The 20,730-nt window shown below is 64.0% G+C and carries 20 protein-coding genes and 1 rRNA gene; 8 read left to right on the forward strand and 13 right to left on the reverse strand.

What is annotated here, in order from left to right:
- Positions 1–159 precede the first annotated feature (159 nt).
- Positions 160–275 (forward strand): 5S ribosomal RNA (gene rrf, locus ACVWY1_RS20445).
- A 136-nt stretch (positions 276–411) separates the two neighbouring features.
- Here the strand turns inward: rrf and ACVWY1_RS20450 are convergent.
- Entirely contained in the window at positions 412–1,707 is a 1,296-nt protein-coding gene (locus ACVWY1_RS20450) for a leucine-rich repeat-containing protein kinase family protein (RefSeq protein ID WP_277505025.1), read from the reverse strand.
- A 153-nt stretch (positions 1,708–1,860) separates the two neighbouring features.
- Between ACVWY1_RS20450 and ACVWY1_RS20455 the strand changes: the two genes are divergently transcribed.
- Complete coding sequence (locus ACVWY1_RS20455; protein WP_102685355.1) at positions 1,861–3,750, forward strand: propionyl-CoA synthetase; 1,890 nt, start codon at positions 1,861–1,863, stop codon at positions 3,748–3,750.
- 96 nt (positions 3,751–3,846) lie between these two features.
- On the opposite strand, the gene ACVWY1_RS20460 is transcribed toward ACVWY1_RS20455, so the two are convergent.
- Both ACVWY1_RS20460 and ACVWY1_RS20465 read right to left on the reverse strand, forming a co-directional pair.
- On the reverse strand, positions 3,847–5,787 hold the full coding sequence (locus ACVWY1_RS20460) for a methyl-accepting chemotaxis protein (RefSeq protein WP_214500358.1): 1,941 nt from the start codon (positions 5,785–5,787) through the stop codon (positions 3,847–3,849).
- Between the two features lie 502 nt (positions 5,788–6,289).
- Positions 6,290–6,739, reverse strand: a complete 450-nt coding sequence (locus ACVWY1_RS20465) for a GNAT family N-acetyltransferase (protein ID WP_110704582.1) — start codon at positions 6,737–6,739, stop codon at positions 6,290–6,292.
- A 240-nt stretch (positions 6,740–6,979) separates the two neighbouring features.
- On the opposite strand from ACVWY1_RS20465, the gene ACVWY1_RS20470 reads away from it, so the two are divergent.
- The gene (locus ACVWY1_RS20470; protein ID WP_110704584.1) at positions 6,980–7,351 is read left to right on the forward strand and encodes a hypothetical protein; all 372 of its coding nucleotides are present in this window, start codon (positions 6,980–6,982) and stop codon (positions 7,349–7,351) included.
- Positions 7,352–7,357: 6 nt separating this feature from the next.
- Here the strand turns inward: ACVWY1_RS20470 and ACVWY1_RS20475 are convergent, their stop codons facing one another.
- Positions 7,358–7,930, reverse strand: coding sequence for a biliverdin-producing heme oxygenase (locus ACVWY1_RS20475; protein ID WP_111533015.1), 573 nt, complete (start codon positions 7,928–7,930; stop codon positions 7,358–7,360).
- Between the two features lie 150 nt (positions 7,931–8,080).
- Between ACVWY1_RS20475 and ACVWY1_RS20480 the strand changes: the two genes are divergently transcribed.
- Complete coding sequence (locus ACVWY1_RS20480; RefSeq protein WP_277505022.1) at positions 8,081–9,121, forward strand: DUF1176 domain-containing protein; 1,041 nt, start codon at positions 8,081–8,083, stop codon at positions 9,119–9,121.
- A gap of 40 nt (positions 9,122–9,161) precedes the next feature.
- Positions 9,162–10,205 (forward strand): DUF1176 domain-containing protein, encoded by a 1,044-nt coding sequence (locus ACVWY1_RS20485; protein WP_277505020.1) that lies wholly within the window; start codon positions 9,162–9,164, stop codon positions 10,203–10,205.
- Positions 10,206–10,238: 33 nt separating this feature from the next.
- On the opposite strand, the gene ACVWY1_RS20490 is transcribed toward ACVWY1_RS20485, so the two are convergent.
- A complete protein-coding gene (locus ACVWY1_RS20490; RefSeq protein WP_214500356.1) occupies positions 10,239–11,024 on the reverse strand; it encodes a sulfite exporter TauE/SafE family protein in 786 nt (261 codons plus the stop codon).
- 209 nt (positions 11,025–11,233) lie between these two features.
- Between ACVWY1_RS20490 and ACVWY1_RS20495 the strand changes: the two genes are divergently transcribed.
- Positions 11,234–11,608: a RidA family protein gene (locus tag ACVWY1_RS20495; protein ID WP_139669857.1), complete on the forward strand. Its 375-nt coding sequence runs from the start codon at positions 11,234–11,236 to the stop codon at positions 11,606–11,608.
- A 99-nt stretch (positions 11,609–11,707) separates the two neighbouring features.
- Here the strand turns inward: ACVWY1_RS20495 and mcpA are convergent, their stop codons facing one another.
- The gene (mcpA, locus tag ACVWY1_RS20500) at positions 11,708–13,594 is read right to left on the reverse strand and encodes a methyl-accepting chemotaxis protein McpA (RefSeq protein WP_046854867.1); all 1,887 of its coding nucleotides are present in this window, start codon (positions 13,592–13,594) and stop codon (positions 11,708–11,710) included.
- A gap of 150 nt (positions 13,595–13,744) precedes the next feature.
- A complete protein-coding gene (locus tag ACVWY1_RS20505; protein WP_110704597.1) occupies positions 13,745–14,623 on the reverse strand; it encodes a LysR family transcriptional regulator in 879 nt (292 codons plus the stop codon).
- A gap of 100 nt (positions 14,624–14,723) precedes the next feature.
- Here ACVWY1_RS20505 and ACVWY1_RS20510 point away from each other — a divergent pair, with 100 nt between their 5' ends.
- Positions 14,724–15,152 carry a PACE efflux transporter gene (locus ACVWY1_RS20510; RefSeq protein WP_102685364.1) on the forward strand — a complete coding sequence of 143 codons (429 nt, stop codon included), beginning with the start codon at positions 14,724–14,726 and terminating at the stop codon, positions 15,150–15,152.
- A 19-nt stretch (positions 15,153–15,171) separates the two neighbouring features.
- Here the strand turns inward: ACVWY1_RS20510 and ACVWY1_RS20515 are convergent, their stop codons facing one another.
- The gene (locus ACVWY1_RS20515; RefSeq protein WP_046854870.1) at positions 15,172–16,176 is read right to left on the reverse strand and encodes a hypothetical protein; all 1,005 of its coding nucleotides are present in this window, start codon (positions 16,174–16,176) and stop codon (positions 15,172–15,174) included.
- 117 nt (positions 16,177–16,293) lie between these two features.
- Positions 16,294–16,737 carry a GNAT family N-acetyltransferase gene (locus ACVWY1_RS20520; protein WP_277505009.1) on the reverse strand — a complete coding sequence of 148 codons (444 nt, stop codon included), beginning with the start codon at positions 16,735–16,737 and terminating at the stop codon, positions 16,294–16,296.
- Positions 16,738–16,824: 87 nt separating this feature from the next.
- Between ACVWY1_RS20520 and ACVWY1_RS20525 the strand changes: the two genes are divergently transcribed.
- On the forward strand, positions 16,825–17,376 hold the full coding sequence (locus ACVWY1_RS20525; protein ID WP_277505006.1) for an isochorismatase family protein: 552 nt from the start codon (positions 16,825–16,827) through the stop codon (positions 17,374–17,376).
- 1 nt (position 17,377) lies between these two features.
- On the opposite strand, the gene ACVWY1_RS20530 is transcribed toward ACVWY1_RS20525, so the two are convergent.
- The 4 genes from ACVWY1_RS20530 to ACVWY1_RS20545 form a co-directional block, all read right to left on the reverse strand.
- Entirely contained in the window at positions 17,378–18,067 is a 690-nt protein-coding gene (locus ACVWY1_RS20530) for a GntR family transcriptional regulator (protein WP_094011277.1), read from the reverse strand.
- A gap of 19 nt (positions 18,068–18,086) precedes the next feature.
- The gene (locus ACVWY1_RS20535) at positions 18,087–18,788 is read right to left on the reverse strand and encodes a FadR/GntR family transcriptional regulator (RefSeq protein ID WP_102683223.1); all 702 of its coding nucleotides are present in this window, start codon (positions 18,786–18,788) and stop codon (positions 18,087–18,089) included.
- 70 nt (positions 18,789–18,858) lie between these two features.
- Positions 18,859–20,169 (reverse strand): C4-dicarboxylate transporter DctA, encoded by a 1,311-nt coding sequence (locus ACVWY1_RS20540; protein WP_023631150.1) that lies wholly within the window; start codon positions 20,167–20,169, stop codon positions 18,859–18,861.
- A 209-nt stretch (positions 20,170–20,378) separates the two neighbouring features.
- Positions 20,379–20,693 carry a helix-turn-helix domain-containing protein gene (locus ACVWY1_RS20545; RefSeq protein WP_277505002.1) on the reverse strand — a complete coding sequence of 105 codons (315 nt, stop codon included), beginning with the start codon at positions 20,691–20,693 and terminating at the stop codon, positions 20,379–20,381.
- Positions 20,694–20,730 lie beyond the last annotated feature (37 nt).

Genomic DNA, 20,730 nt, shown 5'->3' on the forward strand with positions numbered 1-20,730 from the left:
ATTGCCCGTGAGGCTTGACCATATAACACCCAAGCAATTTGCGCTGAGGCCAAATTGTGGTGGTGAAGACGAAACGAACCGAAAGTTCGCGACGAACCACACATATCGCATATCCGAATTGGCTGGCATGTCTGCAAGGACGTACTGGCAACCGAATTTCTTGACGACCATAGAGCATTGGAACCACCTGATCCCATCCCGAACTCAGCAGTGAAACGATGCATCGCCGATGGTAGTGTGGGGTTTCCCCATGTGAGAGTAGGTCATCGTCAAGATTCATTTCGCAAAACCCCTATCTGCGCGAGCAGGTAGGGGTTTTGTCTTTTCTTCCGTGGTAAAGAAATCTGGCGTGGGAGCGGGCGTATCGGAACGCCGCTCCCACGAATGTTCAGGCCAGGCTTCATCACCGCGTCAGTGGCGCTCGCCAAGCAGCGCCACCAACTCATTGAAGGCAGGACGGGCCAATACGTCGGCCTGCTGGCAGCGCTCAGCAAGTTGCTTCAGTGATGTGTCCTGCTCGTCGCAACACGCCAGCAATTCCTCGACAAGAATGCCAAACGCCCTCGTTTCCAGTCGTTCGAGTGCCGATGCCGCAAGGCTTTGCCCCTGAGGGTGGAACGAGGCGGCACCGAAGTCGCCCAGCAGGCACTGGCCATTATCGTCGAACAGGATGTTGTGGGCATACAGATCACCATGGCTCAAGCCACGCCCATGCAGGTGGGCACAGACCGAGGCAATACCGCTGACAAGGCGACGCAGAGCCGGCTTGGTCAACTGGCGGTCGGCTGGATAGCGGTCGCGGGTGCAGCTGTCGAGGCTAGGCGGGCCGCCCAGGTTCGACCAGTGCGCGTCGATCAGTTGCATCACCAGGGCGGGCAGTTGATCTGGGTGATCGTCAATGCGCCCAGCCAGGCGCACCAGCTGTGGATGGTGGCCGGCGGCGATACAGGCGCTCATCTCCGCCAGTGGCGAACCGTCGCTGGTGATCGCGCCCTTGTACAGCTTGACCGCAACCGGTGCTTCCTGGCCGCGCCAGTGGGCGCGGTGAATCACCCCTGAGGCACCACGGCCGAGCTCTTCTTCCAGTTGGATGTCGTGCCAGTGCAGGGCGGGGCAATGGCCATCGGTGGCAGGTGCAACAAAGCCATAGGGCAATGGGTTGTCCGCATAGGCCAGCCAGGCCAGGCGTGGCATGAGCAGCAACCAGTCGGGTAGGGCGCCCAGGCGGTTGCTGGCGATGCGCAGCAGTTCCAGGCGGTGGCAGCGCGCCAGGCTTGCCGGCAGATCGGTGAGGCGATTGCCGGCAAGCATGAGCTTTTGCAGGTGTGCGCAGTCCCCCAGTGCTTCGGGCAGCTGCTCCAATACGTTGTCGGTGAGCACCAGTGAGCGTAGCGACGGTGGCAGGGCCTGGGCATCTGCCCGGCTGATGCGGTTGCTTCTGAAGCCTACGGTTTCCAGGGCCTGGCAGCTGCCAATGGCGTGGGGCAGGTGGGTGAACTGATTGTTGGAGCAGAACAGCACCTTGAGCCGGTTGAGGCGGTGCAGGTCCTCGGGCAGTTCGCTCAGCCTGTTGCCGCTCAGGTCGAGCACTTCGAGGCTGTCGCCAAGTGCGAAGATCTCCTGGGGAAAATGGGTCAGGTTCTGGCAGAGATTAAGTCGCGTGATGCCGTGCAGGCGACCGGCGCGCAGGTCTTCGAGGGTATGCATGGGACTGTTCGCTAGACGTGGCTGGCCATTGTAGGCGCTCGGGTGCGGCAAATCTGCATATGGGTTGCGACTTAAGTCCGATGGCGGGCCGCCGGCCTCGGTCCATACTCAGGGTTCGCCCTTCAATAACAACAAGTACCGGGTTGCGAACCAATGACCTATCAGCACAGTTACGCCCATTCCATCTCCGACCCCGCCAGCTTCTGGCAGGCCCAGGCCGAGCAGCTCGCCTGGCAGCGCAAGCCGACCGTAACCTTGCAGCAGAACGCCGATGGTACCCACCGTTGGTTCGCCGATGGCCGCCTCAACAGTTGCTACCTGGCCCTTGACCATCAGATCGAGCAGGGGCGCGGTGAACAACTGGCGCTGATCTACGACTCGCCAGTGACTGGCGTGCAACAGACGTTCACCTATCACCAGCTGCGTGATGAAGTGGCTTGCTTGGCGGGTCTGTTGCGTTCGTTGGGTGTGCGCAAGGGCGATGGCGTGATCATCTACATGCCGATGGTGCCCCAGGCCGCCATGGCCATGCTCGCCTGCGCCCGCATTGGTGCGGTGCATTCCGTAGTATTCGGCGGCTTCGCCGCGAACGAGCTGGCCCTGCGCATCGACGATGCCCGGCCGGCCCTGCTGCTGACGGCTTCCTGCGGCCTGGAGTTCGACCGCGTGATCGAGTACAAGCCGCTGGTCGATCGCGCCCTGCAGCTGGCTCGCCACCAACCGCGGCATGTGCTGGTGTTGCAGCGCCCGCAGGCGAGCGCCGAACTGCAGCCCGGGCGTGACCTGGACTGGCAGCAGGCCTTGCTCGGGGCCGCGCCGGTCGCCCCCGTTGAGCTGGACGCCGGCGATCCGCTGTACATCATGTACACCTCCGGCACCACCGGTAAACCCAAGGGTATCGTCCGCGAAAATGGCGGCAACGCAGTGGCGTTGTGTTATGCCATGCGTCATGTCTACGGCATGCGGGCTGGGGACGTATGGTGGGGGATCTCGGACGTCGGCTGGGTGGTGGGCCATTCGCTGATCGTGTACGGGCCACTGATGAGCGGGTGCACCACGGTGTTCTACGAGGGCAAGCCGATCCGCACGCCGGACGCCTCGGCCTACTGGCGGGTGGTGGAACAATATCAGGTCAATGGCTTGTTCTGCGCGCCCACCGCCATGCGCGCCATCCGCAAGGAAGATCCGGAAGGCGCGCTGATCCGCCGTCACAATCTCGATTCGTTGCGCCAGCTGTTCCTGGCCGGGGAGAAACTCGACTCCAGTACCCATGAATGGCTCGAGCGGGTCAGCAGCAAGCCGGTGCACGACCATTGGTGGCAGACCGAGACCGGCTGGCCGGTGACTGCGCCCTGTGTCGGGCTCGAAGGCAGCGCGGCGCGGCCGGGCTCGAGCAACCGGGCGGTGCCGGGGTACCACGTGCAGGTGCTGGATGACGAAGGCAAGCCGTTGGGGCCCAATCAACAGGGCGCTATCGTGATCGCCCTGCCATTGCCACCGGGTTGCAGCCAGACGCTCTGGGGCGATCACCAACGCTACCTGCAGGCCTACCTGCAGAGCTACCCCGGTTACTACCACACCGGCGACGGCGGCTACCTGGATGAAGACGGCTTCGTCTACATCATGGGGCGCACCGATGACGTGATCAATGTCTCGGGGCATCGCTTGTCGACCGGGGAAATGGAGGACCTGGTGGCGCGTCATCCGGCGGTGGCCGAGTGCGCGGTGATTGGTGTGCACGACGAGATCAAAGGCCAGGTGCCATTGGCGCTGGTGGTGCTCAAGGACGGGCAGGGCATTGGCGAGGCGCAACTGCAGGGCGAGTTGGTGGCGGATGTGCGCGAACAGATCGGCGCACTGGCCTGCTTCAACCGCGTGCGCCTGGTCAAGCGCCTGCCCAAGACCCGCTCCGGCAAGATCCTGCGGGCGGTGCTGCGCAAGATCGCCGATGGGCAGGCCTACACGGCGCCATCGACGCTGGATGATCCGGCGGTGCTAGGGGAGATCGAAGGCGTGTTGGCAGACTTGCCCAGGGCGGGGTGATGCCATCGCGGTGCAGCATCGCCTGTGGGGAGTCGGCTTGTCGTGGCGACGAACCGCGGCAAAAGGGCCGCCTGGCGGCCCCAACTGCTGGATGCCTTACGACTTGAAGCGCCCCACCAACCCGTTCAGCTCATCCGACAACTGCGCCAGCCTGCCAGAGTCGGCCTGCGCAGAGCTGGCCAGCCCCTCCACCAGTCGCGCCTCGTCGTAGATCTGCTGGATGTGTCGGTTGATCTCCTCGGCGACGCTGTGCTGCTCCTCGGCGGCCGCCGAGATCTGCAGGTTCTGGTCGCGGATCTCGTTCACCGACAGCTGGATACCCTCGAAACTGTCACGCGCGCTTTCGATTGACGTCACGCTGGCCCGCGACAGGTCCAGGCAGCTTTCCATCTTTTGCGAGACCTCATGGGTCTTGCCGCCGAGGGTATTGAGCAATTGGTCGATCTCGCCGGTGGAATCGGCGGTGCGCTTGGCCAGTGCCCGTACCTCGTCGGCCACCACCGCGAAACCACGCCCCTGATCGCCGGCCCGGGCGGCCTCGATCGCGGCGTTGAGCGCCAGCAGGTTGGTCTGCTCGGCGATGGCGCGGATGGTGCCGAGGATCTGGTTAATGCTGCGGCTGCCTTCTTCCAGCTCGACCATGGCCTGGGACGACTCGCTCAGGCGCCGGCCCAGGCGATTGACGTTATCGGTGGTCGCCTCGATTTGCTGCTTGCCCTCGGCCACCCGCCGGTGCCCATGTTCGGCGGCATCTGCGGCGCTGCTGCACGAGCGCGCCACCTCGTTGGCGGTGGCGACCATCTCGTTGAACGCGGTGGACACCAGCTCCACTGCTTCTCGCTGGCGACCGGCGGCCTCGTTCATGTTGCCGGCCATCTCGCTGTTGCTGCGCGAGGCTTCGTGCAGATTGGTGGAGGCCGCGCCGATGCGCTGGATCAGCTGACGGATGGCGGCGAGGAACTTGTTGAACCAGCCGGCCAGCTCGGCGGTTTCATCCTTGCCCTGGACCTGCAGGTCGCGGCGCAGGTCGCCTTCACCTTCGGCGATCGACTGCAGGCCGGTGCTCACCTGGCCGATGGGCTTGACGATCACCCGCGAGAACGCTGCCGCCACCCCGGCGAAGATCAGCGCCAGCAGCACCACGATCACCGCCGTGACATAGGTCATGCGAGTGGCCGCGGCCATGACCTCGTTGTACTCGATCAGCCCGACGAAGCGCCAGCCCAGGCCTGGGGAGGTCCACACATTGGCCATGTAGCGCACGCCATCGATCACCACCTCGGTGGCGCCTTGTTCGGTGGCGGCCAACGCCGCGTACGGCGCGCCGAGGTCCTTGAGCTGCTTGAAGCTGTGCCCGGCGTTGCGCGGGTCGACCAGCACGGTGCCGTCCTCGATCAGCATCACGTAGCCGCTGTCGCCCAGCTTGATGCTCTTGACCAGTTCGGTGAGGTTCTTCAGCGACACGCTGACCACGAACACGCCCTTGGCCTTGCCGGCCACGTCGAGCAGCGCACGGGCGGTGCCGACCAGGGCCACGTCGTCCTTGTCGTAGTAGTACGCGGCGGTGCGCACCGTCTTGTCCGGGCTGGCCATGGCGGCCTTGTACCAGGGGCGGGTGCGCGGGTCGTACTTGGCCAGCTGTGGGTCATCCGGCCATTTGGCGTAGCTGCCGTCTTCCAGGCCGATTGAAAGGATCGCCGCTGCCGGGTGAGTGGTGCCGTAGCGGGCGAAGGCGTCGATGACCCGTTGCGCAGCCTCGGGCATCGGCTGGCTGGCGGCATCGGCGCCGGTGTAGTCCTTGAGCGAGGTGACCGAGGTGTATACAGGATCCTTGGCCATCTGATCGACGTTCTGCAGCGTGCCATCAAAGAACTGGCGCATGTTGCCGTCGATCTGGCGAATTTCCCGGGTGCTGCTGTCGAGGAACTGATCGACCGCCTCGCTGCGGATGTTCAGCACCGAGATGCCGCCAACCAGGGCGACCGGGATGAAGGCCACCAGTACGAAGGCCAGGATCAGTTTGTTTTTTATTTTCATCGTGACGCCCATCCGTGAGTGTGAAGGGTGTACATGGCCGCTTCGCTAGGGTGGTGGCCACTTGCTACTTTTTCTGTTTCGGCGGGCGGAATATAAACCTTTAGTAGATATTTCGTGTACAGGAAATTCAGAAATTGTCCTGACTTGGCGGGCAAGTAGCAAAGATGCGTAGGAGCGGGTTTGCCCCACGAAGAGGTCTGAGCTGTTGATTCAGGACGATTACTAAGACTTTCCCTATTTCATGTAGGACGTTTCCCAAGCATGCTTTTGCGGCCTTTCAGCTGTTGTTCTGGCCAGCCGCATTCCCTAATCTCGCCCTGTCGTTGCCAATTCAACGACCGGGTGTGCAAGCCCGAGGATGTGGTCCAAGTCGCTCAATGGCGGCTATACGTGGGAGGCCTTCGGGCCAGCCGGGTTCCTACTCCACGGTCTTGCACACCCGCGTATAGCTGCCTCCCTCGCGCTGAGCGAAAGCGGATATCGAAAGCTCCCATGGCTACCTTCAGTGATCGAGCACCTTGTGATAGGTCACGAATTCCTGCTCGGCCTCATACCCCAGCGATTCATACAGCGCCTGGGCGGCAAGGTTGCTCCTGGCGGTGTCCAGGCTTAACCGCTGCGCGCCCTCGGCCTGGAAGATCCCGATCAGTTGCTGCATCAGGTAACGGGCATGACCGCCCCTGCGGGCGTGGGGGACGACGAACAGGTCATACAGCCAGTAGAAGCGCTTCATCGCCAGCGAGCAGGTGGCCGGGTACAGCTGGGCAAAGGCGATGGCCTGACCCTCGTCGTCCAGCAGCAGGTAGATCCGTGAGTTGCCGGTTTCGAGGTTGGCCTTGAGGAAAGCACGGGAAGCGGGGAGGTCATCCGCCTCCTGGTAGAACATCCGGTACTGGTTGAAGAGGTCCGCGGTGGCGTCCAGGTGGTGCAGGTCACAGGCAATGACGTTCATGTTGGGGCTCGCTATCAGGTTGTCCAGCGCCTTTGCTGTGGGGGCGATCCTGCAGGATTTCATGAAACACAGACGTAGGGATTCTGCTGCGTGCCGCAAAGTCGGAAAAGCAGGTCTTTGTCACGAGTGTTTGCCGACCAATGGGGCTGCGGCTTGCTGGCGTCTATTCAGGGCATTAGCATCTGCTTTCCTCACTCACGGCCATGCGCAACCTTTGGCCGACTCCAGGATCAAGGACGAATGTTGCCGCTGCTTTCCCGCTTCCTGCTGCACGCACTGGTGTGTGTGGCTTTTCCCTTTATCTTGAGCCTTGGCTTCGATCTCTACCGGCAGCATGTCGGCCAGCCGATGGCGCGAGGTGTCAGCGTCGGCTTGGCGACGATGCTGGTGTTTTACGCCTTCGTACTCTTCAACCTGTTGATGGTGGCCATTCCAAGGGCGGCAGTTCGCTACTGGCTGGCGCTGTTGCTGGTGCTGCTGGTGCTGGCGTTCTTCAATACCTTGCACCCGTTGCGGGCACTGGGATTTGCATTGTTGTGCGGTGGCTTGTGCGTGGTGGCCATCGGGATGACGCCACTGGTAACGTCGCTGTTGCACCAGTGCCGTCGGTGAGGGAGTTCAGCAGGCCAGCACCTGTCGTTCTTCGAGCCACTGTTCGAAGCAGGTGAAAGTGTCGACAGCGGCTTCTACCGTCCGGGCCTGGGCGGTGGGCTCAGGGGGGGCGGCAGCCAGCCGCTCGAGGAAGCTGCGCCAGCGTGCGCCGGTCAGCGGGCCGTAGACGTCGAGGAACGCACCGCCGTTGTCGGCGTCGATACCCAGGCGTTCGGCCATGGCCCGCTTGAGCACTTGGCCACCGAGCGTGGAGCCTTCCAGTACATACATCACCCCAAGCGCGCTGGCTTCGTCATCGATGCGAGGCAGGGCGTGGCACCGGGGCAGCGCTTCGATGTCGATGGCCAGGGCGTCCAAGTCGCGTGACAGAATTGGCGTCTTGTGGCGTTCGGCGCTCTGGTAGACGCCCAGCAGCAAATCAAGCGGCGCATGGAAGCCATGGTAGGCCCCGAGCAGGTCGGCGTAGGCCGCGCGGTCGAAGCCCTCGCTGAAGAAAGGCAGCCGCGCTTCCAGCCTCTGGTGGCAGGCGCGGGTACCTTCGCGCAGGGCAAGCAGCAACGGGCTGACGGTAGCGGACATGACGGCGGCTCTGGCGTTATGGCATTCGATACTGCCAGATCAGGCGACGCAATCACCAGTGCCGATTTTACGCACCTGGCCCTTGAACTGTGGAATCATTGCGCCGCCTCTGGAACGAGGCTTTCACCGCCAAGACAGGAATGCAGCACGATGCGCGCAACAACATGGAACTGGCTGGCCCTGGGGCTGGCGTTGCTACCGGGCCTGGCCGCCGCGGCGGAACCAGAGCCGGTACCGGTATACCGGGAGATCAAGGACTGGATTGTAGGCTGCGACAACACGCGTTTCTGCACCGCGGTCCTGGCCGATCACCCGGAGCGGATGCGAGTGGGCATGCTGGTGCAGCGTGAGGCGGGCGCCTGGGGCAACCTGCACCTTACCCTGGTGGGGAGCACCGACTGGTCGGGCGAGCCCATGCTCGACGGCCAGCTGCTGGTCGCCCCCTGGCGCATGACCCGCGGTGTCGAGACCACCCTGGAACTGGAGGGCGCCGATGCCTATGCCGTGTTGCGGCGATTGCGCAATGGCCAGCGCCTGGTGGACGACACCCGGCCAGGGGAGCGGGTGAGTTCGCTGCAGGGGCTGAGCGCCGCCTTGCTGCTGATGGATGCGGTGCAGGGCCGAATCGGCCACTACAGTGCGCTGATACGCCCCGGCGACAGCGTTGCCGATGCGCAGTTGCCAACTCCGGCCAAACCCCAGGTGCCGGCCTTTGTGGCAGGTACGGCCCTTGGCGCGCAGGAGCAAGCGGGCATCACCCAAGTGGTGATGGCCAAGGCCGCCGCCGAGGACCAGTTGAAGAACGAATACGATGTCGCTCCCAAGCTTGAGCTGCATGCCCTGGACGACCAGCATGCGCTGGCATTGCTCAGCTACAACTGCAACGACTTCCATTGCCTCTACGCGCTGTACAAGGTGTCGCGTGAAGCGCCTTACACCCTTGGGCCGCTGGAGTTCGAGGCGCCATCGAGCGCGGTGGTGATCAGCCGGATGCGCGACGCCATCGAGTTCTACCCTGGCAAAGGCGAGCTTCACAGCTATGCCAAGGACGACTATCCCGGCAGTTGCGGGGTCGAGGAAAGCTGGCGCTACGATGGCATGCGCATGCGCTTGCTCAGGCTGTCACGGATGGACCGCTGTGCCGAAGTGGGCACCGACAGTTGGCCGGTGCTCTGGCGCAGTGAAGGTTGAACGTGTGAAGCGGACTTCAGGGATAACGCCATGGCAATGGATGAAACACCCGCGCGTGGCATTGCTGCTGACGCTCATGACGCCATCGGTCGTGCAGGCCGAGAGCGCCCAGGCACCGCTCGAAGCGGTGCCGATGTACCGGCAGATCAAGGACTGGGCGGTTGGCTGCGACAACACCCGTGCCTGCACGGCGGTAATGGCCATCGACGACGACCTGATGGCTGGGCTGCAGACCATCATAAGGCGCGAGGCGGGGCCACAGGGTGCGCTCGAGCTGACCCTGCGCGTGGGCCCGGCGTTTGCGGAGCAGGTGCTGCTCGATGGGCAGGCACTGTCGGCCAACTGGCAGCGCATCCAGCTTGAATATGATTTCGACCTGCTGCTGGAAGACGATGAGGCGCTGGCGCTCATACGTCGGTTGCGCGACGGTACACGCCTGAGTTCGTTGACCGAGGATGGCGAGCTGGTCGCGTCCTTGCAGGGGCTCAGTGGCGCGCTGTTGGCCATTGATGCCGTGCAGGGCCGGGTGGGGCATGCCGATGCCCTGGTAAAAGTGGGAGATGCGCCCGCTGCTGATGTGCCTGGCGCTCCCGATACCGTGGTGTTGCCACAGTTCATCGCCGCGCCGCGCATGAGCGACGAGCAGGCCCATGAAATCGGCCGGGTGGTAAAAGGCCAGGCGAATGTCGAAGGCGATGTGCCAGGCATGAGCAACAGCCATTACGAGGTGCACCCGCTGGACGCAGCCAATGTCCTGGTCATTCTCAACGTGGGGTGCAGTGGCGAGTTCTGCGCCAATTACCTGTATCGAGTGTCCCGCGCCGCGCCCTACCAGATCAGCGAAATGGCCTTCGAGGTGCCGACGCCGTTGCTGGCGCCGCGTCTGAGTGGCCATGTAGCGTTCGATGCGCAGAGCGGCCAATTGTTTGCCACTGACAAAAGCCAGGTAGAGCGTGGTTGCGGGCTGATCCAGCAGTGGCGTTACGACGGTGAGCGCATGCGCCCCGAGCGTGTGGCGCGGCTTGATCGCTGCGGGTATGTGAAACCGCAGTTCTGGCCGGTGCTATGGCGTGTGCAGGAATAGCTCAAAGCGCCTTCTATCGGTCAGGCACGAGGTTCAGAACGCCAGCTTGTAGCCGATCAGCAACAGCATGGTTGCCAGGCAAGGCCGCAGCACGCGGTCGGAGATGCGCCCGGTCAGGTGGCTGCCCAGGTAGATCCCCGGCAGTGAGCCCAGCAGCAGGTAGCCCAGCAGCGACCAGTCCATGTTGCCCATACCGGCATGACCCAGGCCGGCCACCAGGGTCAGCGGCACGGCGTGGGCGATCTCGGTGCCGACCAGGCGGCGGGTGACCAGGAACGGGTAGAGCAGGAACAGCGCCACGGTGCCCAGCGCGCCAGCGCCGATGGAGGTGAGGGTGACCATCACGCCCAGCACCACGCCGGTGATCACGGTGAGGATGTTCAGGGTACGGTCGCTGAGGTGGTAGTGGTCGCCGGCATGCTTGCTGGCGAAGGCCTGCAGGCGCGACTTGAACAGGATCGCCAGGGCGGTGAGGATCAGCACCACCGCCAGGCCCTGCTTGATGATGGCGTTGAGCGCCGAGGTGTCGGTGTGCAGGGTGCTGAGGAACCACAGGGTCAGCGCGGCGGCCGGGACGCTGCCCAGGCTCAACCAGCCGGTGATCTTCCAGTCGATGTTCTTGTTGCGGCCATGCACCCAGACGCCGCTGGCTTTGGTGATGGCGGCATAGAGCAGGTCGGTGCCCACGGCGGTGGCCGGGTTGATGCCGAACCACAGCAGGATCGGGGTCATCAGCGAACCGCCGCCGACGCCGGTCATGCCGACGATGAAGCCCACGACCAGGCCCGCAAGGGTGAAACCGAAAGAACCTACATCCATACGCTACTCGACGCCCAGCTTGCCCGTGATCGGATGAGTGCCAGCATATAGATTTTTTTATAGCCAAATAGACTTGTTCGTTATTAGGTTATAACCACGCTGTGGCGGTACGCTCCTGAATATCCACGGTTAACCAGAGTGGGTTTACCGGGAGCTGGCCCGCTCGACTGTCCCGGGCACGATTCAGCCAACCATGAAAGGAGCGTTCCATGAGCAATGACATCCAGCGTTTTCCCAGCAGCCTGCCGTTTCCTTTTTCCCGTGCAGTGAAGGCCGGGGGCTTCCTGTTCCTGTCCGGCCAGGTGCCGATGAGCGCCAGTGGCGAAGTGGTACGCGGTGATATCCAGACACAGACCCGAGCGGCCTGCGAACGAATCGCCGAGAGCCTGGCAGTGAGTGGGGCGCGTTTCGACCAGGTAGTGAAATGCACGGTCTGGCTGTCGGACATGAGCCATTTCGCCGGCTTCAACGAGGTCTACAAAGAGTTCTTTGGCGCAGCGCTACCGGTACGTTCGACGGTGGCATCGGCGCTGGCATTGGGGGTCGATGTGGAGATCGAGGTGCAGGCGTTCGTCGGCGAGTAAGGAGTAGCTGAAGAATGCCTGCGCATTCGCCGATGTGATCGAAGGCCGTGATCGCGGAGGGAGCCCGCTCCTGCAACACATACAGGAGCGGGCGGCAGGTCAGATGCGGAAGCTGCCCACCAGTTGCTTCAGGCGCCCGGCCTGCTGGCTCAGGGCGTCGCAGTGGCGCAGGGTGTCGTTGAGGTTCTCCACCCCTTGCTGGTTCAGCGCGTTGATCTGGGTGATGTCCAGGTTCAGGCTCTCGACCACGGCGGTCTGCTCTTCGGTGGCGGTGGCCACCGATTGGTTCATGCCGTCGATCTCGCCGATACGCTGGGTGACACTGGCCAGGCGCTCACCGGCCTCGTTGGCCACCTGAACGGTCTCTTCGCTGGAGACCTGGCTGGTGTTCATGGTGTGCACCGCCTCACGCGAGCCGACCTGCAGGCTGGTGATCATGCGGTGGATCTCTTCTGCCGATTCCTGGGTGCGGTGGGCCAGGTTGCGCACTTCGTCGGCAACCACGGCGAAACCACGCCCGGCTTCACCGGCACGGGCGGCCTCGATGGCGGCGTTGAGCGCCAGCAGGTTGGTCTGCTGGGAGATGCCCTTGATCACGTCGAGGATCTTGCCGATTTCGTCGGTGCTGGCGTTGAGGGTCTCAATCTGCTCGCAGGACTCGCTGATGCGCTCGGACAGGGCGGTCATGGCGCTGATCGCCTCTTCGACCACCTGGCGGCCACCGTTGGCCTGTTCGCTGGCGCCGCTGGCGTGCTGCGAGGCGTCGGCGGCGTTGCGGGCGATTTCCTGGGTGGCGGCGCCCAGTTCGTTGATCGCCGCGGCGACACTGTTGGTGCGCATGCTCTGCTCTTCGGAACCGGTGAGCGAGGCATTTGAGGCGACCACGACCTTTTCCGACAGGTCATGCACCAGGCGGGTGGCCGAGGACACTTCGCTGATCGAGGCGTGGATACGCTCGACGAAACGGTTGAACGAGGTGGCCAGCTCGCCGAACTCGTCCTTCTGCTCGACGGTCAGGCGGCGGGTCAGGTCGCCTTCGCCTTCGGCGATGTCCTGCATGGCGCGGCCCATGGTGGTCAGCGGGCGCATCAGTACCGGGATCAGCAGGCCGAGCAGGCCGGCGATGACGGCCACGGCGATGAGCATGGCGATGATGGCCGAGGTACGGAACTGGCTCAGCGGGGCGTAGGCTTTTTCTTTATCGATCGACAGGCCGATGTACCACTGCGCCGATGGCAGGCCGTCCACCGGAGCGAAGGAGATGATGCGGTCCTTGCCATCGAGGCTGACTTCCTGGATGCCGGATTCGACACGCAGCGGCGAGCCTGGGTAGATGTCCTTGAGGTTCTTCATCACCCGGTCTTTGTCCGGGCTGACGATCACCTGGCCATTGCGGTCGACCAGGAAGGCGTGGCCAAGGCCGCCGAAGTCCACGGCGTTGATGATGTCGACCAGGGTGTTCAGGCTCAGGTCGCCGCCGACCACGCCGATCAGCTCGCCGCTGGACTTGGCCTTGACCGGCATGGCGATGGTCACCACCAGGCCACCCACTGCGGCCATGTAGGGCGGGGTCAGCATCGTCTGGTTGGCGGCCACGGCCTGGGTGTACCAGGGGCGCTGACGCGGGTCGTAGCCGTCAGGCATCTTGGCATCGGGGCGCTGGGTGAACAGGCCGGTGTTCTGGCCAAAATAGGTGAACTGGAAGTTGCTGGTGTACGACGGCTGGTCGACCAGGCCCGGCACGTTGCTGCCGGCACCTTGCTGGGCGATGTCCTGGGCCAGGTTTTCCAGGACCAGGATGCGCCCGCTCATCCAGTTCTGCACGCTGCTGGCGGTCTGCGCGCCGGCCTGGCGCACCGAAGACTCGATGTTCTGGCGAATGGTGTTGCGTTGCAGGTAGTCGTTGTAGAGGGTGAACAGGGCGAAGGCCAGTACAACGACGGCGCAGGCACTGAGCAGGATCTTGTGGCGGAATTTCAGGTTCATGTTTCGAGACCTTGAGCCAGTGAAAGGAGGGCGCCGCGTGCTTGTGGCACGAGTGGCGGAGCCTGTTGCAACGCTATCGGCCGATTCTGAAAAATGTTGAAAGACTAAATGTCGCAGTAGTTGGCCGAATCGGCCTGCCAAGGTGACAAATCATTTCGAAGCCAACAGGCTCACCAACGTCCTGGCCGCCTGGCCGAGGGGTTGCTGTTTGAGCCAGAAGGCGTTCACCGGCAGTTGCAATTCGTTGCGGGTATTCTGAAATTGCAGGCGGACCAGGCGTCCGTCCGCAAGCAGCGGCGCCACCCGGGCCAGCGGCAGGTCGCCCCAGCCCAGGCCGGCCTCGACCATCTGCAGGGCCAGGTCCAGGCTGTCGGTGCGCCAGTGCGAGGTGCCGATCAGCGAGCGGGGATCGCTCAATGGCAGGTCGCGGCTGCACACCAGGATCTGGCGCAGGTTAACCAGGTCTTCAAGGTTGCGGATGCGTCCTTCGCACAGTGCGGGGTGGCGTGGCGACAGGGTGGCCACCAGCGATTCCAGGGCGATGTGCTGGAAGCTGCGTCGCGGGTCCACCTGCAGCCCGGCGAAGGCCAGGCACAGGCGCACCCGGCCACTGTCGAGCAGTTGCAGGGCCTCTTCCTGCGGGGCGGCGAGCAGTTCGATGTCCAGCAGCGGGTAGCGCTCGCCCAGGCGGGTGATGGCCCCGAGCAACGGGCGCTGGTCGATATCCGGCACCACGGCGATGGCCAGGCTGCTTTCCAGCCCACGCGACAGCTCCAGCGCATGCACTTCCAACAGCCCCAGTTGTTCGGCGATCAGCCGGGCATGGGGCTCCAGGGCCTGGGCCTGGGCGGTCGGGCGTGCCTCCCGCGACCCACGCTCGAACAGCGGGTAGCCAAGCTCGGCCTCGAGGTTGCCAATGGCCATGCTCACCGCCGAGGGTACGCGCCCTAGCGCTCGCGCGGCAGCCGAGAACGAGCCGCGGTCGAGTACGGCGAGGAACAGCAGGATGGTATCGCTGGAAAAGTTCATGGCAGTCTCCTTTCAGCAAATCTGAAAGCTGCCGACTTTTTCTGTCAAGCCTGTTGATGCATTCTGCGCGCCTTCGTCATATCCGCAACAAGGTAATCCCGTGCAAGGACTCAAACGCAAACTGGTCTACGTGACCTTCTATGAACTGATTGGCCTGTGCATGTCGACCCTGGGCCTGGCCTACCTATCCGACACCCAGGCTTCGCACACCGGCCCCCTGGCAGTGATGATCACCACCATCGCCATGGCCTGGAACCTCATCTACAACAGCCTGTTCGAGTGGTGGGAGAGCCACCAGGCCACCCGCGGGCGCAGCCTCGGGCGGCGGGTGGCGCATGCCATCGGCTTCCAGCTGACCCTGGTGGTGTACCTGATCCCGCTGATCGCCTGGTGGCTTAACATGACCCTTCTGGAGGCGTTGATGGTGGATCTGGCATTCATCATCCTGGTGCCGTGCTACACCTTCGTCTACAACTGGGCGTTCGACCGCATCTTCGGGCTGCCGACTTCGGCCCTGGCGACTGCCTGAACGTGCCACCTGCGCGGGGTCATGGCGGCAGGCGAATCAGCAACGGTTCCTGTGACCGGCTCCCGAGCAAGCTGTCCTCCACCTGCCCCGACAGGTAATACACCCCGGCCATGGCGCCGCTCTGGCGATTCTCCATCAGCTCCTGCCATTCCTGGTTCAGCGCCACATTGAGGATCACCCGCAGTTGCTCGACCATCTGCGGCTGTTCACGGTCGTGGGTGATGATGCCGTAGCCGGTTGCCGCCACCGAGATCAACGCCCCTGCCGCCTTGCCCACGGCCGCCGCGATGGCACTGGCGGCACCGCGTGGCGCCAGTGTGGCGCCAAGTTTCTCGCTGGCCTGGGTGGCCACCGACGACAATCCTGCCTCGGTCTGCCCGGGGGCCTTGGCGGCCTGTTGGTGCAGGTGCTGGCGCAGGGACTGCCAGGCCAGCTGTTGGTCCAGCGACTTGGCCCGCAGCAGTTGGTAAAGCGAGGCATTGCGTGCATCCGGCGGGCCCAGGGCGATGATCGGGATGCGGTTGAGGCGCTGGCTGAACTGCTCGGGCGGGGCGTTGTAGCGCTGGATGATGGTCGGCAGTTGCTGGCCGAGCAGTTGCAGGTACAGTTCGCTGGCGCGGTCGCGAATGCCCTCGGGGTTGATCTGTTCGGCCACCGGGTCGATGACCCGTTCGCGGTACTGTTCCTGCAGATAAAGGCCCAGGCGCTTTTCAGCTGGCTCCTGGCCATTGCCGCTGTTCATCTTGTACCAGGCGACCTTGAGTGTGAGCCACTGCTGGGTCCAGTAACCGGTGAACCAGGGGATGAAGTCGTTCTCGGTGCGTTGCTGCACTTGCTCCTTCCACACGCGCATGGAACGCCGGGCGTAGTCGTTGGCCGAGCCCGCAGCGGCGACCGAGGCCTCGATGATGTCCTGGTCGATGCGCTGCCAGACGGCCGGTGGCAGGTTCTGCGGCGGGGGCGGGGCGGGTGGGCGTTTGCCGGCGCAGCCGGCGAGGGCCAGCAAGAGGCAGAGTGGAACCATCGCGAGGATCGATTTCACGCGGATTGCCCCCTTGGCGAGAGGCTGGGTGATTAACCGAAGTATAGGTTTGTCTTGAGGGTCTCATCGCGGGGCAAGCCCGCTTCCACGGCGAGCGCGTCAGCCCACCCGTTTCAGGTGCAGCAACGGGAACGGATCGCCTTGTCCATCCACCTCGCTGCGTCCGACCTGGACGAAGCCCTGCTTGAGGTAGAACCCCACGGCCTGTGGGTTCTGTTCGTTGACATCGACTTCTCGTACGCCCAGCTCATCGACCACGTGGGCCAGCAAGGCTTTGCCGATGCCTTGGCCACGGCAGGCCGGGTCGACGAAGAGCATTTCCAGCTTGCCATCATGCACCCCGGCAAACCCCTGTATATGGCCGGCGCCGTCCGCCCAGGCACGCAGCTGGACAAAACCCAGGTACTGCTCGCGCACCAGCGGGCGCAGGCGCTCGATGTAGCCCGCGGGCAGGAAGTCGTGGGTCGCCCGCACCGAGGCTTCCCACAGATCGGCCAGCCGATCGTAGTGTTGCGCGCCGACTGGCGCGATAGTGAAGTTCATAGGCCCTCCCAGGCATTTTGGTAATCGGTTTTAGGGTACGGCATTGCGCTATGCTCGGCATTGCGTCCGCGAACGGGAGAGCCGCTGATGAATGTTGCCAAGGCCGACGCCTTGCTGCTGGTGGATGTGCAGTGCGCTTTCATGGAGGGCGCCGATGCGGTGCCTGGCCACCTGGCCTTGCAGCAGAGCATCGCCCGTTTGCTTGGCCGCGCCCGCCAGGCCGGGGTGCCGGTGATCTTCCTGCAGAACGACGGTGCGCCGGGCAGCCCGGCTGCCCCGCACAGTGCCGGCTGGCAGCTGTATTTTCCGCCTGCACGGGGCGAGCACGTGCTGTTCAAGACCGAGGACGATGGCTTTCTCGAAACCGCTTTGCAAACCCTGCTCAACGACCTCGGGGCCCGGCGCCTGGCCCTGTGTGGCGTGCTCTCGGAAATGTGCCTGGCTGCCACTGCCCGTGCCGCGCTGCAAAGGGGCTTCGAAGTGTTGCTGCCCCACGATGCCCACGCCACCTACGACGTGCCCCCCGGCCCTGGCGGCTCGCCGGGTGTGCCCGCCGCCCTGGCAGCCCGGGCGGCGGAGTGGTCGCTGGGGGACGAAGTGCAGATCCTGCCCGGCGTCGAGGCCGTGGCGTTCGCTTGATTCAGCCGGCCTGATCCAGATCGAGTTTGGCCTCGAGGCGGTCCAGATGTTCATGCATCAGGCCCAGCGCTGCCTGGCCGTCGCCGTTTTCCACCGCGTCGATGATCGCCGCATGTTCCTGCCAGGCGCAGTGCTCGCAGCAGGGCGCTTCGTAGCGGGCGATGATCAGCGAAGTCATGGGTACCAGGCCATTGAGGAAACGCGCCAGCGGCGCGTTGGCGGCCATCTGCGCCAGCTTCATGTGGAACTCGCCGCCCAGGCGAATGGCCGTGCAGCGTTCGCCGCGTTCATGGTGCTGGCGTTCGCGTTCGACCAGTTGGCGTAGTTGGCGGATCTGTGCCGGGCGCGCGCGCTGGGTGGCCAGGCCGATCAGCGTGGTCTCGGCCAGGCGCCGGGCGCTGAGCACCTGGCGCGCCTGCTCAGGGTCGGGAGCGGCCAGGTGCGCGGTGTGGCTGGGGCGCTGCACTACCACCTGCTGGTCGGACAGGCGCCCGAGCACCCGGCGGATCACTGTGCGGCTGACGCCGAAAGCATTGCCCAGCGCCTGCTCGGGCAGGGCGCTGCCGGGTGGCAGGCGTTGTTCGAGGATGGCATCGAACAGGCGGGGGTAGATTTGTTCCGCCGACAGGCGGGTCTCGCCGGCACCGAGCAGGGCAGGCAGGCGGGGGGCGGCTTGGGCACAGGCGGTCATTGTCGCTCTCCTTCTTTGATCAGTTGCCTGGTTGGTCGTCCGGGATGTTCAGGGCGATGCCCATGCGCTGGCCTTCGGCGAGGATGTGCTGGCGCATCTGCTGGCTGGCCTTGGCGCTGTTGCGCTCGCGGATGGCGCGCACCACCGCCTCGTTCTCGCTCAGGCGCGCGGCCAGGTGCTCGGGCGAGTTGCGCAGCATGTCGGCGCTCTGCTTGAGGGCGTTGCCGGTCTGCTGCACGACGCTCTGGAAGATCGGGTTGGTGGTCAGCGCGAACAGCGCCTCGTGGAAGGCGATGTAGGCATTGATGCCAGCCTCGCTGTCGCCGACGTCGAGGGCTTCGCGCATGTCCATCAGGGTCAGGCGCAACTGGCCGATGTCCTGGCTGCCGGCCGATTGCGCCACCAGGCCGGCAATGAAAGGCTCAAGGGTGTAGCGCAGCTCGAGCACGTCGGCCAGGCTGGCCTCGGCGATGGTGTCCGGCTCTTGCGCCTGGCTGGCGTCGGCATCGAGCACCAGCACGCCCTTGCCCGGCATCGAGCGCACCAGGCCCAGGGTTTCCAGCACGATCACCGCCTCGCGCAGGCTGGGCCGGCTGATGCCCAGCTGTTCGGCCAGCTCGCGCTGGCCGGGCAGCATGTCACCGCTGCGCCACTGGCCACGGGCCAGGGCCTGGCGGAGTTTCTCCACCACTGAATTGACTACGGTCGAAGAGCTGATCACGGTTCGCTCCTTGGTTGACGCTGCATCTTGGCCCTTGGCGGGCCGGCGCGGGGCGCCGGCGGCCTTGGGCTTAGAATTCCTGTTGATGGGGTTGGCCCTGCTTGCGGGTGGCCGGGGCGAAGCCGGGTTTGTTGGCCAGCACATTGTTGGCGCGTTCCAGGTCGATGTCCTTCTCCCAGCGGGCGATGGCCACGGTGGCGACGCAGTTGCCGATCAGGTTGGTCAGCGCCCGGCCGATACCCATGAACCAGTCGACTGCCAGCACCAGCACCAGGCCGACCACCGGGATCGCCGGGACCGCGGTCAGGGTGGCGGCGAGGATCACCAGGGCCGAACCTGGGATGCCGTGGGCGCCTTTGGAAGTCACCAGCGACACCAGAAGAATGGTCAGCAGGTCGGTCATGGCCAGCGGCGTGCCGGTGGCGTTGGCGATGAACACGATGGCCAGGGTCAGGTAGATCGAGAAACCATCGAGGTTGAACGAGTAGCCCGTGGGGATCACCAGGCCGACGGTGGAGCTGCCGATGCCGAGGTGCTCGAGCTTGCGCATCACCTGGGGCAGCACGGCGTCAGAGGACGCAGTGCCGAGGACGATGGACAGTTCTTCGCGCAGGTATTTGATGAACGGCAGCAGCTTGAGCCCGGACAGACGCATTACCGTGCCGAGGATGATCAGCACGAAGCCGGCGCAGGTCAGGTAGAACAGTGCCACCAGGCCACCCAGGTGCTGCAGCGAGCTCAGGCCGTATTTGCTGGTGGTGAAGGCGATGGCGCCGAACACGCCGATGGGGGCCAGGCGCACGATCATGCCCATGATGCGGAAGATTACATGGCTGAGCTCATTGATCAGCCGCGAAATGCCCGAGGCCGACTCACCGACCAGGTTCAGCGCGCTGCCGAACAATACCGAGAACAGCAGCACCTGGAGGATGTTGTTGTCGGCGAAGGCGCCCACCACCGAAGTGGGGATCAGGTCCATGAGGAAGGTGGTGGTGCTGTGGATATGCGCGCCACGGTCGGCCAGGGCGCCGGCATCCGCGCTGGACAGCTGGTCGAGGTGGATGTTGGCGCCGCTGCCGATGCCGGTGGAGAAGGCGAACACCAGGCCGATGACCAAGGCCAGGGTGGTCAGCACCTCGAAGTAGATCACCGACTTCAGGCCGATGCGCCCGACCTTCTTCAGGTCGCCGGCGCCGGAAATGCCGCTGACCACCACGCAGAACACGATCAGGCCGATGAGCATCTTGATCAGCTTGATGAAGCCGTCACCCAGGGGTTTGAGTTGTAGGGACAGGTCGGGGAAGCTCAGGCCGCAGATCACGCCGAGGGCGAGGCCGAGCACAACCTGGAGGAAAATCGAACGCGAACACCATTTGAGCATGGGAGGAGTCTCTGGTCGGTGTCCTTGCCCCCCAAGCCACACGGAGCGAAAGAGTGCAGGACTTAATTATTGTGGTCTTACCGGTTTGTTCACTGCGAGGGCTATAAAACGCCGATTTTTCCGACAATGCAAGGGTTTTTGGCCTTACCGGTCTGACCAGTTGTGGTGCACTGACAGGCAGTCTGCTCTAGCGTGGTGCGCGGGGGATTTCACAGTTTGGCGAGCACCTGATCGACGGCGGCGATCAGCTTGCCGAGGTCCTTGGGGGGGGCGTTGTGGATGACGCCGAAGAGGTAGGCGCGTTGTTCTTCGACGTCATCGGGGTCGGTGAAAAACGCTTTTGGCTTGACCCCCAGCGCCTCGGCAAAGCTCACCAACGACTCGATGCTGGGGGTGTAGGTGCCGGTTTCGAAGCGGCTGATGGTCTTGGGGTCAAAGCCGGTTCGCTCGCCCAGTTGTGCCTGAGTGAAGCCTGCCAGTTTGCGGTAGCGGCGCAGGGCAGGACCTAGACCTGGTCTCGTCATCGCTTAATTCCCATTTAGAATCAAGCACTTAACGATA

This window comes from Pseudomonas sp. TE6288 (assembly GCF_054062095.1).

Coding starts and splice junctions, on each gene's coding strand:
- ACVWY1_RS20525 (WP_277505006.1), top strand. CDS start 16,825: ATGAATGTTGCCAAGGCCGACGCCTTGCTGCTGGTGGATGTGCAGTGC.
- ACVWY1_RS20490 (WP_214500356.1), bottom strand. CDS start 11,024: ATGGATGTAGGTTCTTTCGGTTTCACCCTTGCGGGCCTGGTCGTGGGC.
- ACVWY1_RS20515 (WP_046854870.1), bottom strand. CDS start 16,176: ATGGTTCCACTCTGCCTCTTGCTGGCCCTCGCCGGCTGCGCCGGCAAA.
- ACVWY1_RS20460 (WP_214500358.1), bottom strand. CDS start 5,787: ATGAAAATAAAAAACAAACTGATCCTGGCCTTCGTACTGGTGGCCTTC.
- ACVWY1_RS20520 (WP_277505009.1), bottom strand. CDS start 16,737: ATGAACTTCACTATCGCGCCAGTCGGCGCGCAACACTACGATCGGCTG.
- ACVWY1_RS20530 (WP_094011277.1), bottom strand. CDS start 18,067: ATGACCGCCTGTGCCCAAGCCGCCCCCCGCCTGCCTGCCCTGCTCGGT.
- ACVWY1_RS20495 (WP_139669857.1), top strand. CDS start 11,234: ATGAGCAATGACATCCAGCGTTTTCCCAGCAGCCTGCCGTTTCCTTTT.
- ACVWY1_RS20480 (WP_277505022.1), top strand. CDS start 8,081: ATGCGCGCAACAACATGGAACTGGCTGGCCCTGGGGCTGGCGTTGCTA.
- ACVWY1_RS20485 (WP_277505020.1), top strand. CDS start 9,162: ATGAAACACCCGCGCGTGGCATTGCTGCTGACGCTCATGACGCCATCG.
- ACVWY1_RS20475 (WP_111533015.1), bottom strand. CDS start 7,930: ATGTCCGCTACCGTCAGCCCGTTGCTGCTTGCCCTGCGCGAAGGTACC.
- ACVWY1_RS20505 (WP_110704597.1), bottom strand. CDS start 14,623: ATGAACTTTTCCAGCGATACCATCCTGCTGTTCCTCGCCGTACTCGAC.
- mcpA (WP_046854867.1), bottom strand. CDS start 13,594: ATGAACCTGAAATTCCGCCACAAGATCCTGCTCAGTGCCTGCGCCGTC.
- ACVWY1_RS20545 (WP_277505002.1), bottom strand. CDS start 20,693: ATGACGAGACCAGGTCTAGGTCCTGCCCTGCGCCGCTACCGCAAACTG.
- ACVWY1_RS20540 (WP_023631150.1), bottom strand. CDS start 20,169: ATGCTCAAATGGTGTTCGCGTTCGATTTTCCTCCAGGTTGTGCTCGGC.
- ACVWY1_RS20455 (WP_102685355.1), top strand. CDS start 1,861: ATGACCTATCAGCACAGTTACGCCCATTCCATCTCCGACCCCGCCAGC.
- ACVWY1_RS20470 (WP_110704584.1), top strand. CDS start 6,980: ATGTTGCCGCTGCTTTCCCGCTTCCTGCTGCACGCACTGGTGTGTGTG.
- ACVWY1_RS20450 (WP_277505025.1), bottom strand. CDS start 1,707: ATGCATACCCTCGAAGACCTGCGCGCCGGTCGCCTGCACGGCATCACG.
- ACVWY1_RS20465 (WP_110704582.1), bottom strand. CDS start 6,739: ATGAACGTCATTGCCTGTGACCTGCACCACCTGGACGCCACCGCGGAC.